This is a genomic window from Streptomyces sp. NPDC016677 (assembly GCF_055562815.1).
The window spans coordinates 303,564-317,340 of record NZ_JBVHEO010000007.1; the positions used below are offsets into that span (position 1 = coordinate 303,564).

Annotated in this window: 10 protein-coding genes and 1 riboswitch; of the genes, 6 read left to right on the forward strand and 4 right to left on the reverse strand. The window is 70.2% G+C overall.

Features of this window, described 5'->3' with window-relative positions; all coding sequences use genetic code 11:
* Positions 1-33 precede the first annotated feature (33 nt).
* Both ACZ3IG_RS21555 and ACZ3IG_RS21560 read left to right on the forward strand, forming a co-directional pair.
* A complete protein-coding gene (locus ACZ3IG_RS21555; RefSeq protein ID WP_467434007.1) occupies positions 34-798 on the forward strand; it encodes an NAD(P)H-dependent oxidoreductase in 765 nt (254 codons plus the stop codon).
* A 51-nt stretch (positions 799-849) separates the two neighbouring features.
* A complete protein-coding gene (locus ACZ3IG_RS21560) occupies positions 850-1,077 on the forward strand; it encodes a helix-turn-helix domain-containing protein (RefSeq protein WP_467434008.1) in 228 nt (75 codons plus the stop codon).
* Between the two features lie 1,007 nt (positions 1,078-2,084).
* On the opposite strand, the gene ACZ3IG_RS21565 is transcribed toward ACZ3IG_RS21560, so the two are convergent.
* On the reverse strand, positions 2,085-2,513 hold the full coding sequence (locus ACZ3IG_RS21565) for a MarR family transcriptional regulator (protein ID WP_467434010.1): 429 nt from the start codon (positions 2,511-2,513) through the stop codon (positions 2,085-2,087).
* A 93-nt stretch (positions 2,514-2,606) separates the two neighbouring features.
* Here ACZ3IG_RS21565 and ACZ3IG_RS21570 point away from each other — a divergent pair, with 93 nt between their 5' ends.
* Together ACZ3IG_RS21570 and ACZ3IG_RS21575 are read left to right on the forward strand one after the other, a co-directional pair.
* Positions 2,607-3,338, forward strand: a complete 732-nt coding sequence (locus ACZ3IG_RS21570; RefSeq protein WP_467434011.1) for an SDR family oxidoreductase — start codon at positions 2,607-2,609, stop codon at positions 3,336-3,338.
* A 176-nt stretch (positions 3,339-3,514) separates the two neighbouring features.
* A complete protein-coding gene (locus ACZ3IG_RS21575) occupies positions 3,515-4,741 on the forward strand; it encodes a cytochrome P450 (RefSeq protein ID WP_467434012.1) in 1,227 nt (408 codons plus the stop codon).
* Between the two features lie 988 nt (positions 4,742-5,729).
* On the opposite strand, the gene ACZ3IG_RS21580 is transcribed toward ACZ3IG_RS21575, so the two are convergent.
* A complete protein-coding gene (locus tag ACZ3IG_RS21580) occupies positions 5,730-7,376 on the reverse strand; it encodes a glycoside hydrolase family 27 protein (protein WP_467434014.1) in 1,647 nt (548 codons plus the stop codon).
* 346 nt (positions 7,377-7,722) lie between these two features.
* Between ACZ3IG_RS21580 and ACZ3IG_RS21585 the strand changes: the two genes are divergently transcribed.
* Positions 7,723-9,327, forward strand: a complete 1,605-nt coding sequence (locus ACZ3IG_RS21585; protein ID WP_467434015.1) for a glycoside hydrolase family 43 protein — start codon at positions 7,723-7,725, stop codon at positions 9,325-9,327.
* Between the two features lie 215 nt (positions 9,328-9,542).
* On the opposite strand, the gene ACZ3IG_RS21590 is transcribed toward ACZ3IG_RS21585, so the two are convergent.
* Positions 9,543-10,556, reverse strand: coding sequence for a LacI family DNA-binding transcriptional regulator (locus ACZ3IG_RS21590; RefSeq protein WP_467434016.1), 1,014 nt, complete (start codon positions 10,554-10,556; stop codon positions 9,543-9,545).
* 204 nt (positions 10,557-10,760) lie between these two features.
* Between ACZ3IG_RS21590 and ACZ3IG_RS21595 the strand changes: the two genes are divergently transcribed.
* On the forward strand, positions 10,761-11,726 hold the full coding sequence (locus ACZ3IG_RS21595) for a glycoside hydrolase family 6 protein (protein WP_467434017.1): 966 nt from the start codon (positions 10,761-10,763) through the stop codon (positions 11,724-11,726).
* Between the two features lie 599 nt (positions 11,727-12,325).
* Here ACZ3IG_RS21595 and ACZ3IG_RS21600 read toward each other — a convergent pair.
* On the reverse strand, positions 12,326-13,306 hold the full coding sequence (locus tag ACZ3IG_RS21600; protein ID WP_467434019.1) for a ferric reductase-like transmembrane domain-containing protein: 981 nt from the start codon (positions 13,304-13,306) through the stop codon (positions 12,326-12,328).
* A gap of 207 nt (positions 13,307-13,513) precedes the next feature.
* Positions 13,514-13,744, forward strand: a riboswitch (cobalamin riboswitch).
* The last annotated feature ends 33 nt before the right edge of the window (positions 13,745-13,777 follow it).

Here is a 13,777-nt window from a genome sequence, read left to right on the forward strand (position 1 = left end):
TCGTGGCGGTGCCGCACGGTCACCATCGACGTCATGAACATTCTTTGGATTCTTGCCCACCCCGAACCCCGCTCGCTCAACAGCTACCTCGCCGCGGAGGGACAGCGCGCGCTCCGCGCTGAAGGTCACCAGGTCGAGGTGTCGGACCTGTACGCGATGGGCTGGAACCCCGTCGTCGACACCGCCGGCTACGCCCACCCCCCGGCGAAGCGGTTCCAGGTCGCTGCCGCTGCGAAGCAGGCGTACGAGAACGGCGCGCTGAGCGCCGACATCCGAGCCGAGCAGGAAAAGATCAACCGGGCAGACACCATCGTGGTCCAGTTCCCGATGTGGTGGTTCGGAATGCCCGCCATCCTCAAGGGCTGGTTCGACCGGGTCTGGCACCAGGGCTTCGCATACGGGATGCGCGGTCCGAACGGCGAGTGGATCGGCTACGGGGACGGGTTCCTCGCGGGCAAGCGTGCGATGACGGTTGTGACCATGGGCGGGCCGGCCGGGCTCTACGGTGAGCGGGGCATTCACGGATCCGTCGACGAACTGCTGTTCCCTCTGCAGCACGGCACCCTGTTCTACGCGGGCGCGGAGGTGCTGCCCCCGGTACTGATCACGGGTGCCGACCGGTTCACGCCCGAGGAGGGCAAGGCGGCGGCCGAGGAACTGCGTGAACGCCTGCTCGCGATTCCGACGACCGAGCCGATCGCGTACCGACCGCAGAACGGCGGAGACTACGACCATGACCTCGTGCTGCGACCGGACGTGTCACCGGGGGTGACCGGTCTGGGAGCGCACGTGGCCTGACACCGGCACGGTGCCTGTCCCTGCACCTCCGCTCGCCGGTGGCGCATCTCCTTGACTGCCTGTGCTTTCGAGGCGGACCTGTGGACCCTGGAACGGGTCGGCGTGGTGGTGCAGCGGGTGAGTGGGGTGACGCTGGCCCGGGCCTCGCTACGGCGCCTGCTGACCGTGCGGCTGGGTTGGACTCTGCAGCGGTCGAGACGGCAGGCCGTCGAACGGGACGAGTCCGGGATCGCCCGATGGGTCGCCCACGAGTGCCCGCGCATCAAAAAGGGGCAGTGAACACCGTGCTGGATCGTCTTCTTCGACGCATCGGGCGTGTCGCCGCTGCCGCAGGTACGCCGCAGATCAAGATCTTCTGCGCCGGCGGGCCGGTGGCGCTGGTACGGGACGGTCTGTCGGCCCACTGGAGCCGGGGTATGCGGACCTGGGCAGCCGGGCAGGACTGGCTGACGCCGGAGCGACTGCCGGCCTACGCACCCGGACTCGACACGGTGGACGGGCTGTGGTCGGCCATCACGACCCGCGAGCCGGCCAACCTCGCCGGCGACCACCTCGCCGACGCCGCCGAACACGGCATCCGTCGGATCGGCTCGGTGAGTTCTCCGGGGGTCGACTGCGGAGGCGGTGCTGTGGGCTGCGTCTGGTCGGATGTCGGGGGCGGCGAGGTGGAGTGGGCAGGCGCAGTGGAGTGCGTCCGCGGGGGTGCCTGTGGCGCTGCCGGTGGGCAGCAGGGCGTCTTTGTAGCGGTCGCCGCTGGCCAGGTAGCGGGGGAAGCCCCACCTGCCGACGGCACCGGCACAGCGCAGCCGCGTCGGCTTGCCCCGTGTGCCATGGGCCTGTTCCGCCTCGACGTGGGCGAAGGCTCCGCGATGGCGGACGTGCGGCTGATCGATCCGCGGCCAGGTGGTACGGGCGTGCTCGCCCAGGCGTGCCTCCACGGACGGGCGGGTGTGTTCCGAGGGTGTGGGCATGGCACCCGTCCCGCCCGGCAAGCCGGGCCGCCCGGGGACGCGGCAGGCTTACGGCCTGTCGTTGATCCGCTTCTCTCGATCGGCCTGTCTGCCTGGCCTGTTGCCGCTGCCCGTCCCATCACCTTGCGTGCTGCCGAGCGCGAGCGGCTGAAACCGATGGCCCACGGCCACAAGACCGGGTACCGGCTGCGGATGCGCGCGCAGCTCGTCCCTGCAGGCCGCACGCGGGCGCTCCAACGCGCGCATCGCCCGGGAGACCGGCCCGCGTCCGGACACGGTCCGGTGCCGGCGCGGCCGGATCTCCCACCAGGGCCATCAGTGTTTCGAGTGCGGTGCCGTTCCGGGGGTCAGTGCGGTTGCCAGGGCGGCGAGGCGGTCATGTTCCTCGGGTGTGAGACGGCTGAACCGGTCGGCGACCGACTCGGCGAAGCGCTCCCGCAGGCGCACAATCAGCTGTTCGCCCTCCTGGGTGGCCGTTACGCGACTCACCCTGCGGTCCTCGCTGTCGCGCTCTCTCGCCAACAGCCCCCGCTTCTCCAGCCGGTCGATCATGCCGGTGACATTGGTCCTGTCGCAGCCGAGAGTGGTGGCCAGTTCGCTGAAGGACGGCCGATCGGAAGTCAGGACGCACAGCAGCTGGGCCTGCTGAGTGGTCAGGCCGAACTCGCGCCCGATGAGCGCGTAGAGGGCGGCGGCCTCGCGGTGCAGCGTGGTCACGGCGGCAGCGAGGGCATGCGAGGTCATGAGAGACAGTCTAGATGATTGACCTCATCGACAATTTAGGAGAGCATCTCACCTATCGACATCACCACCTTTCGAGAGGGCTCGGGCATACGCATGGAAAGCAAGGTCGCAGTCGTGACGGGAGCGTCCCGGGGGATCGGGCGCGCTGTCGCCGAACGGTTGGGGGCGGATGGAGCGCGGGTGATCGTCAACTACCACTCGGACGAGATCGCGGCGAAGGATGCCGTGGCCGCCGTCGAGCGTGCGGGCGGACAGGCCACCGCAGTGCGAGCCGATGTGCGCGACGCGACGCAACTGAGCTCTCTGTTCAAGGCGGCCGTTGCGGAGTACGGCGGGCTGGATGTCCTCGTCAGCAATACGGGGATGGCGCGCCCCACATCCCTGGCGGATGCCACGGACGAGGACTTGGAGCTGCACTTCGCCATCAACACCTGGCCCGTCTTCAGAGCCCTGAAGGAGGCCGCACTCCACATGCGCCACGGTGGGCGGGTCGTCGTGATCTCCAGCGGTGCGACCGTCGTGGCACATCCTGGCGCGGGCCTCTACGCCGCGAGCAAAGCGGCATCCGAGCAACTGGCCCGGACGGCGGCGCACGAGCTCGGACAGCGCGGAATCACGGTGAACAGCGTGTTGCCCGGCGCTACCCTCACCGATGCCCTGCAAGCTCAGATGCCGGCTGACGTGGCCGCATCCATCCGTAGCCAGACGCCCCTCGGCCGCCTGGGCGAGCCGGCCGACATCGCATCGGTGGTCGGGTTCCTGGTCTCGGACGAAGGCGCATGGATCAACGGCCAGACCATCCACGCAAGCGGTGGCCTCTTCTGAGGTGCCCTGGCAGCTGTTGCCCTTCCCTGCCTGATGACGGCGTCTTCGCTGGTCAGGCACAGAGTCGCTGAACCGTGGAAGTCGTGTCCTGTGCGGCTTGACGGCGCAGCAGCACGTTCCCGAGCCGCGGCTCACCGACCCGCCCGCTGGAGTACTCCCCACCATCGAGGAGAGACATGTCCGACCCCCTGGCCGGAAGCCCGACCGAAGCGACCACGCCGGCCCCTGACTACCCGATGCCCAGGGCGACGGGCTGCCCATTCGACCCGCCCCCGGCACTCAAAGCGATGCAGCGGAAAGGCCCCGTCACCAGGGTTCGCACCTTTGACGGGAATACCCCCTGGCTGGTGACCGGCCATGCCGATCTGCGTGCCCTGTCCCTCGATCCGAAGATCAGTGCCGACAACACCCTGCCCGGATACCCACAGACCGTTCCCAGCGACGGCGAGGACGCCCTCAGCTTCATCGTGATGGACAACCCCGAGCACGCTCGGCTGCGACGCATGGTGACCGCGCCGTTCACGGCGAAGAAGATGGAGAAGCTGCGGCCCTCCGTGCAGAGGATCGTAGACGGCCTGATCGACGACATGCTCGCCGGGCCCACCCCGGTCGACCTGGTGGAAGTGTTCGCACTGCCCGTGCCGTCGCTGGTGATCTGCGAGCTGCTCGGTGTCCCCTACTCCGACCACCAGTTCTTCCGGGAGAACACCCACATCATAGCCAGGCGGTCGTCGTCCCCCGAGGACAGGACGTCCGCCCTGGCCACGCTGACCGACTACCTCGGCGACCTGATGGGGCAGAAACTGGCCCACCCCGCCGACGACCTGCTCTCCGGTCTCGTGCCCAGGGTCCAGGCGGGCGAGCTGACCCGGCAGGAGGCCGCCCAGATGGGCGTCCTCCTGCTGCTCGCCGGGCACGAGACCTCCGCCAACATGATCGCGCTCGGCGCGCTCGCCCTCATGGAACACCCCGAGCAACTCGCCCAGCTGCGTGAATCCGACGACCCGACGTTCATCGCGGCGGCCGTGGAAGAACTGCTGCGCTATCTGACCGTCGTCCAGGACCGTCCTCGGGTGGCGCGGGAGGACATCGAGATCGGCGGACAGCTGGTCCGGGCCGGCGAGGGCCTGTTCCTGTCCTACGACATGGCCAACCGCGACCCGGAGAAATTCCCCGACCCCGACCGCCTGGACCTCCGCCGTGACGCCCGCCGCCACGTCGCCTTCGGCCACGGGGCGCACCAGTGCCTCGGTCACACGCTGGCCCGGATCGAGCTCCAGGTCGTCTTCGGCACCCTGCACCGCCGCATCCCCACATTGGAGGTCGCAACGCAGCTCGAGAAGCTCCCCTTCAAGCACGACGCGCTGATCTACGGCGTCCATGAACTGCCCGTCACCTGGTGACCCCCAGTCCCCCGCGGCCGACACGATGACACCTTCCGGCCCTGTCCGATCATCAACGAGTCGAGAGGTGCGTGGGGAGCTTGCCGAGCCGAGAGGCGAAGCGCCAGGGCAGTGTGCGATGGCAGCCCCGAGGCGTTCGGCCGGCGCCAGATCGGCGTCGCCTTTCCTGCCGAGTGAGGTGCCCGGCGCAGAGTGCGAGGTGGCCCTGGGCGGCCCGGCAAGCCTACGAAGAACACGGGCCACGAGTGAATCCGTATCGAGGCCGAAACCGCTGTCCAGGGGCCCATTGCCCACCGCAACATGAGTGAAGCCCAGATCGGTCAGCTCCAGAAAGCCCTTCGGGGGTTGATCACTCTGCCAGCGCGACGGAGGATTCTTCCCGGTGATCGGTGGTGTGCCGGTCGAGTCTGGCCCGCTCGGGATTCGGTGACCGGCTCCTCCGCCCTTCTCCAGCCGGCGTCGTCCCTGTGGTGATCCAGGTGCGCTTCTGGCGGTCCGGACAGGTGTGCTCAGACGACCGAGAAGAACACCACCGCCCGGAATCAGCAGGACGGACTGGACCCAGATCAGCGGTTCCCGGAGCAGCAGCAGCGCGAGCAGGCCGACGGTGCCCGAAGCGGCGAACAGAACCAGGCCGATGGGCCAGTGGGGGGTCCAGTCGCCGCCGGCGTGGGCGTACTGGTCGGCGCAGTGGAGCCAGAGCGGGGCGGCGACGGCGAAGGCCACCGGGAGGGGGGCGAGGCCGGTCACGGCGCGGACCCGGACGCGGCGCCCGGACGGCCGGTCCGGGCGTGCGGGGCTGACCTGTCCGGTGATGCCCATAGGGGGTAACCGCGCTGACCGGACGTCGGGTGAGGCAAGCACTTCTCCCGCACGGGTTCTCCGTACGGGTTCTCCGTACGGGGCGGCCTTGGCGGCGGATGGGCGGCCGTGCGGGAGGCCGGGACCGGGGTGCCGTCGCTTCGGCCATGCCCCGGTGCCGTGCCGCTCACGCGCGCGTCCACTTCTGGTTGCCCTGGCCGTTGCAGGTCCACAGCACCAGCGGGGTCCCGTTGCCGGTGCCGGCCCCGTTGGCGTCAAGGCACAGTCCGGAGTGGACGTTGCGGATCGAGCCGTCGGAGCCGACGGTCCACTTCTGGTTGTCCTGGCCGTTGCAGGGCCAGGTGATGACACGGGTGCCGTTGGCTGTGCCCTGGTCGTAGGCGTCCAGGCACTTGTCGCCGTAGACGCGGATCTCGCCGCCCGCCCATGTGGTCCACAGCTGGTTGGCAGCCGTGTGGCAGTCCCACAGCAGAGTCGCGGCACCGGCGGCCGTGGAGGCGTTGTCCACGTCCACGCAGCGGCCGGAGGCGTTGCCCCGCAGGCGTGAGGTGGTGGCGGCCAGCGGGGTGCCGCCACTCACCCGGTACGCGGCGACGCCGTGCGCGGGAACGCTCGCCGAGATCTGCCCGGACGTGCTCGATGTGCCGCCGGTCCACAGGTCGGTGAGGGTGAACGGTCCTCCGCCCAGGCCGATCTGGGCGGTCGTCGTGGTGACCGTGGCCGCGCTCCCGCCCCGGTTGAAGAGCCCCACCGCGACCGAACCGTCCGCCAGGGGCTTGGCGAACACCTCGACGTCGCCGTCGTCGCGCACCCTGCGTCCGCCCGCGCCCAAGGGGTCCTGGTTCACCGCCAGCAGGCGCGGGTTGCGCAGGATCGCGCTGACGTCGGCGGACATCGTGCGGATGTCGTTGCCGGCCATCAGCGGGGCGCTCATCAGCGCCCACAGGGCGAAGTGGGAGCGGGACTCGGTCAGCGACAGGCCGGGGCGGCCGACGACCAGCATGTCGGGGTCGTTCCAGTGCCCCGGGCCGGACTGTGCGGCCAGCGGCGCGTTGACGTCCAGGACGTTGCCGACGCCCATCGGGTAGCTGTTGGTGTTGCCGTTCTGCCAGATGTCGAGCAGGTCCTCCGTCGTCCGCCACAGGTCGGCGACCTCGCCCCAGTCGTACGTGGACCCCGTGATGGCGTGGAAGCTGTTGGGGTTGATGCTGTAGACGATCGGCCGGCCGGTGGCGCGCAGGGCATCACGCATCAGCTTGAACCGCGCGACCTGCTCGTCACGCGTGCCGCTCGAGGAACACCAGTCGTACTTGAGGTAGTCGACCCCCCACGAGGCGAACGTGGCGGCGTCCTGGACCTCGTGGCCCCTGCTGCCCGTGGAGCCCGGGTAAGTGCCCACTGTCTGCGCGCAGGTCCGCTCGCCCGGCACCTGGTAGATGCCGAACTTCAGGCCCTTGCTGTGGATGTAGTCCCCGAGGGCCTTCATCCCGCTCGGGAACTTCGTCGGGTTGGCCCGCAGGTTGCCCTGCGCGTCACGCTGCGGGTCGAACCAGCAGTCGTCGACCACCACGTACCGGTAGCCGGCGTCCCGCATCCCCGAGGACACCATCGCGTCGGCGGCCTGGCGGACCTGGGCCTCGGTGATTCCGCACCCGAAGCTGTTCCAGCTGTTCCACCCCAGCGGTGGGGTGAGCGCAGGACTGCCCGGCGCGGCCGTGGCGGTGGACTGCGCTGAGGCCGTCACGGACGCGGTCACCGTCAGCGCGGCGGCCGTGAGGAGGCGGAACAGTCGTCCGACTGATCGTCTGGGCACCGGGACTCCTTCGGCGGGAAAGAGACAGGAGAGGGTTCGAAATTTCGGTTGCCGTTCGGAAACTTCGGATGCCCCACGGATACTAGAGAGGCGACGGGCCATGTCAACACTTCCTCGGGGAGCGGGATTCGTCGCGTGATCGACAAGGCGGCAAGGCCGAGACGCACCGGCTCGACACCAGGCGCCACGAACATTTCGTGACGGCGCACGACTTGTGCGGGAAGGGTTGACGGGGTACGCCGACCTCCTATCATCCAGAATGCTCGACACGTCGCACCATGTTCGACATTTCGAATGCGACAGGGCCACTCCGGACGATGAAGTCAAGGTGAATACCTCCATGGGCATGTCATGGCCACATCAACCTTTCATTCGTCGCCGCACGCTCGCGGCCGCCACCGGCCTGGCCGTCGGCGCCCTCCTCCCCCCTGGGGCCGCCCTCGCGGCTGCGGCGCAGTACACGAACCCGGTGATCTGGCAGGACTTCGCGGACATCGACATCGTTCGCGTCGGCGACACCTACTACGCCTCGGCCTCGACGATGCACTACTCGCCGGGCGCGCCCGTTCTGCGGTCGTACGACCTGGTGAACTGGGAGATCGCCGGCCATTCGGTACCCGTCCTCGACTTCGGCGCCAAGTACGACCTGAACGGCGCCCGCGGTTACGTCAGGGGAATCTGGGCGTCGTCACTGGCCTACCGGCCCAGCAACAGGACCTTCTACTGGCTCGGCCAGATCGACTTCGCCCGGACGTACCTCTACACCGCCACCGCGGTGGAGGGGCCGTGGAACAGGCTGACGACGATCAGCACCCCCTACTACGACGCCGGCCTGCTCGTCGACACCGACGACACCCTCTACGTGGCGTACGGCAACACCACCATCAGCGTGGCCCAGCTCTCGCCCGACGGCCGCAACCAGGTCCGTACGCAGGAGGTGTTCAGGACACCGTCCAACGTCGGCACCTTGGAGGGCGCCCGGTTCTACAAGATCAACGGGCAGTACTACATCTTCCTGACCCGTCCCGCGAACGGCCAGTACATCCTCAAGTCCTCGAACGGCCCCTTCGGCCCGTACACGATGCGGCAGGTCCTCCTCGACCTCCGCGGACCGATCCCCGGCGGCGGCGTGCCCCACCAGGGCGGGCTGGTGGGGACGCAGAGCGGCGCCTGGTACTACATGGCCTTCGTCGACGCCTACCCCGGCGGCCGCGTGCCCGCCCTGGCACCGGTCACCTGGACCGCGGACGGCTGGCCCGTCGTACAGCTCGTCAACGGCGCGTGGGGCACCACGTACCCCAGTCCGGCCGTACCCGCTCCGCCCCGCCAGGTCACCCCGATGACCGGCATCGACACCTTCGACGGTACGGCCCTGAAACCGAGATGGGAGTGGAACCACAACCCCGACAACACCAAGTGGTCGGTCGGCGACGGCCTGACCCTGCGGACCGCGACCGTCACCGACGACCTCTACTGGGCCCGCAACACCCTCACCCACCGCGTCCAGGGTCCCACCTCCACCGCCACGGTCCAGCTCGACCACTCCGCGATGCGGGACGGTGACCGGGCCGGGCTCGCGCTGCTGCGTGACTCCTCCGCCTGGATCGGCCTCAAGCGCGACGGAGGTACGACCCGGGTGGTGATGGTCACCGGGCTGACCATGGACGGCAACTGGAACACCACCGGCACCGGCACCGAGACCGCGAGCGCGACCGTCTCCGGCGGCCGCGTCTGGCTGCGCGCGAACGCGGACATCCGCCCTGGCGCACCGCGCCCCGGGACCTTCTCCTACAGCACCGACGGGATCACGTTCACCCGTCTCGGACCCGCCTTCTCCATGGGCAACGACTGGCGGTTCTTCATGGGCTACCGGTTCGCCCTCTTCAACCACGCCACTCACGCCCTCGGCGGCGCGGTCCGCGTCACGCGGTTCGAGGTGTCCACACCCTGAACCGATCCATCGACCGCGATGGACCCGGCACCGCGACCGGCATCACCCAGAAAGAGGGAGCAGGCCGCAACCAGTGCCCAAGCCATCGAAGCTGACGGCGGTCGCCGCTTCAGGCTGCTGGATCCCGACCACCCGGCCGGCTCCCCGGGCGCCCCGCGCCACGTCCGAGAGCAACCCGTCCGGACCCGGGCCCGCCCCGCCCGGACAGTGAGGAGTCAGGCGCTGGCCCGGACGGCCAAGCGAGTGGGGAGGACCAGCGGGGTGGGCTCCTGCCCGTCGACGAGCGCGACGAGCATGCGCGCCATCTCCCGTCCGAGAGCCTCCACGGGCTGATGGACCGTGGTGAGCGGCGGATCGGCGACCTGGGCGACCGCCAGGTCGTCGAAGCCGACCACGGCGACGTCGGCGGGGACCCGTCGGCCGGCCTCCCACACGGTGCGCAACGCCCCCACCGCCATGTTGTCGTTGGCGGCGAACACTCCGTCCACATCGGGGTGTCGCGCCAGCAGCGCGGCCATGGCGGCGGCTCCGCTGGGCTCGGTGAAGTCCCCCTCCAGCGGCGGGAACGGATCGAGACCGGCGCCCAGCATGGCGTCCCGGTACCCGCGGTACCGGGCACGCCCGGCCTCGGTGTCCAGCCGCCCGCAGATCACGGCCACGCGCCTCCGGCCGAGGGAGACCAGATGCTCGGTCGCCTCGCGCGCTCCGCCGACGTTGTCCACGTCCACGTACCACCGGGGAGCCGGACCGACCGGGCGCCCGCCGAACACGACGGGCATCTGCGCCTCGTCGGCCATCCGGATCAGTGGATCGTCCTCGCGCAGCGCCATCAGCATCACACCGTCCGCGCCACCGGCCCGCAGGAGTTCCCCGACCCGCTTGCGGCCCCGGTCGGAAGCGGCCAGGCACAACATCAGATGCAGGTCCGCCTCGTCCAGGGCGGCCGACGCCCCCACGATCACCCGGGCGAAGAACGGATCGGCGAAGATCGACGGGTCCTCCCCCGAGACGACCAGGGCGGCCGCTCCCGTCTGACGAGTGGCCAGCGCGCGGGCGGTCGGATTGGGTACGTAACCGAGTTGCCGCACGGCCCGTTCGACAGCCTCGCGCTTGGTGCGGCTGACGTGCGGGGCGTTGTTGAGGGCACGGGAGGCCACGGAGCGGGAAACACCGGCGCATTCGGCCACCTCGTCGAGCGTCGGACGCCGACGCGGCGCTGCTTCTGCCATGACCCGTGAGTCTTTCACAGGCGCGGAGCGCGCAGGACCGCGAGAGATGGGACCGCTTCCAGCTCAGTGGCCTCACAGGGCCCGCGAGCCCTGTGAACGTCCCATGCCGCGGGGACCGTTGACAGCTTGCGCACCCGCCCCGACGATTGGGACCGCTTCCAGTGGGAGCGCTCCCAAAGCGTCCTCCGAAACCGAGGTACTGTCTTGAGCCGCAGACTCCGCACCCTGATGGCAGCGCTCTGTGCTCTGCCTCTGGCGTTCGCCGCCGCACCCTCCGCCCACGCGGCGGACCCCACCACCATGACCAACGGGTTCTACGTGGACCCCGACTCGAGCGCGAGGCGGTGGGCGGCCGCCAACCCCGGCGACGGCCGGGCCGCCGCGATCAACGCCTCCATCGCCAACACACCGATGGCCCGCTGGTTCGGCTCCTGGAGCGGCACCATAGGCACCGCGACAGGTGCCTACGCCGGAGCGGCGGACTCCAGGGACAAGCTGCCCATCCTCGTCGCCTACAACATCTACCACCGTGACTACTGCGGCGGGCACTCCGCCGGCGGAGCCGCCTCGCCGTCCGCCTACGCCAACTGGATCGCTCAGTTCGCCGGAGGCATCGCGGCCCACCCGGCCGTCGTCATCCTCGAACCCGACTCCCTCGGGGACTACGGCTGCATGACCCAGGCCCAGATCGACGAACGCGAGGCCATGCTCACCGGTGCCCTCGCCGAGTTCAACCGCCAGGCCCCCAACACCTGGGTCTACATGGACGCCGGCAACCCGCGCTGGGCCGACGCGGCGACCATGGCCCGACGCCTCCACGAAGCCGGCCTCCGACAGGCCCACGGCTTCTCGCTCAACGTCTCCAACTACGTCACCACCGCCGAGAACACCGCCTACGGCAACGCCGTCAACAACGAACTGGCCGCCCGCTACGGCTACACCAAGCCGTTCGTCGTGGACACCAGCCGCAACGGCAACGGCTCCAACGGCCAGTGGTGCAACCCCTCCGGCCGCCGCATCGGCACGCCCACCCAGACGGGCGGAGGCGCCGAGATGCTCCTGTGGATCAAGACCCCGGGCGAGTCCGACGGCAACTGCGGTGTCGGGACCGGCTCCACGGCCGGCCAGTTCCTCCCCGAGGTCGCCTACAAGATGATCTACGGCTACTGATCCAGCACTCCCACCACCCGGGAGGCGACCGGCGGCCCGCCGGGGCGGCGGGCACTCCCCCGGCCATCTCAGCTGAACGCGGGCGCGGCCGACTCCGGCCACGGCCCAGTCCCGCAGTCGGCGCCAGGCCGTCACCCCGGGCCGGGCCACCGCTTCTCTCGGCACGTCGCGCCAGGCCACGCCCTGCGCCGCAGGACGTGAACGATGCCGGCCAGTGCGACCCGGTCCCGCGCCAGGAGCTGCCCGGGAGGGCGGTGCCGCCGTGCGCGCACCCGCTGCTGCGGGTGCGCGCACGCGACCCGGTCGCGCCGCCGAGTCGTCCGCCGCCTCCGCCCGAGCCTCCCAGGCGATCACCGCCCCACGCCGGGCGAAGCGCTCCGCCTTCGGGAAGGTCACGCTGCCCCGTACCGCTGCGCGACCAGCCGCCGGCGCCGGCTTCACCGCCCGCCGTGTACGACTCCCGCTCCCACGGCCGTCGGCGTCTTCGCGGACGCCGAGGCAGTCGGGGACGCGTACCGGTGCCGCGGCACGGCACGGGCCGTTCGCTGTTCCGGTCAGGGTGTCATGCGCCGTCCGTCCGGCCCGCCCGGTGTCGGCAGTCAGTCCGTCTCCTGGGTGTGGGGGGCCGTCGCGGGCGGATCGGTCGGACGGTCCCGTCCGCCGTCGCGGCCGGACACCACCACGACGACCAGTCCGACGACGACGGCCCCGACCGCGACCCGTCCCGCCACCCGCACCCACCAGCCCGGCCGGGCCGCGCCCCCGCCGGGTGCACCCAGCCGTTCGGCCCGCCGGGCGGGCCGCAGCAGGCGGAGCAACAGCAGTACCGCGACCGGGATTTGCAGCAGCCACAGGACGGTGCGGGGCCACTCCCCGTACCAGACGTTGGTTCCGTACAGCAGGGTGTGCCACACGCTCAGCACGTAGACGACGATCACGAACCGGTGCAGCCGTCGCCAGGTGTTCGCTCCGATGCGGTGCCGGACGTAGAACAGCAGCCCGAGCGGGATCGCCAGGTACAGGGCCCCCTGGCCGATCGGGATGGCGGTCCGGCCGGTTCCGGAGTCGTACCAGCCGGGTACGAAGGTGTCCGCGAAGGCCACCCACAGCCGCTCCGCCCAGTCCACCTTCGTCTCGTAGCGCACGAGTTCCGCCGCGAACATCAGCGCGTGTGCGAACATCAGCGCCGTCGTCGTCAGGCTCGTGGTGCGGTGCCAGCGCTCCAGTACCTGCCGGGAGACCGGCAACCGGGTGGGCCGTGGTCCCGACAGCAGCAGGCCGAGCATGACCGTGCCCCAGGCCCACAGCAGTCCCGACCAGCCGAAAGCCTGGCTGAGCAAGTACATCCAGTAGGTGCCGGCGTCGTCCATGAACGGCATGACCGCGACCGTGTCCGAAGCACCCGATTCCATACGCGTCCACAGGAGCGCGAACACGAGCGCCGTGACCACCACCGCCGCGGCGGCGTCGGGCAGGGCGGACCGCAGATCGGCGCGGAGCACGACGCGGTCGCCGGGGGGCCGTCGCCGTCCGCGCGGGGCTGCCGCCCCGTCCTCGTCCGGCCTCACGTCTGACGTCATCAGGGGCCTCCCGGGCACCGGCCACCGCGGCAGCGGTGTGCATGTGTCGTGAGACAACGAGTCTGGCTGATGAGACAGCGATCCCCAGAGGCGTTATCCGGCCAGAGCCGCCCCCGACAACTGCGCAGGGATACGCCGGGTTCCGCCTTCCCTCCACATTCAAGACAACCGCAGAACTCCCACTGTCCCAGAAGTACGGGCGCCCTTACGCTGATGCACGCAGTCGGTTCGCGCCTCCCGTCCGCCCGGACGCCCGGTGGCGCGACGCAAGAGGGAACCCGGTGCGAATCCGGGGCTGTCCCGCAGCGGTGAGCGGGAACGAAAGCCGTCGATGTCACTGGGCCGGCGTCATGGCCGGGGAAGAGACGGCCGGTAGGTGTCCGCCCTGTCGGCGGACGTGCCCGCGAGTCCGAAGACCTGCCACTGCGCCCGCTTCCCGAGCGGGCTGTGCACGTGACCTCGTGGACCGGG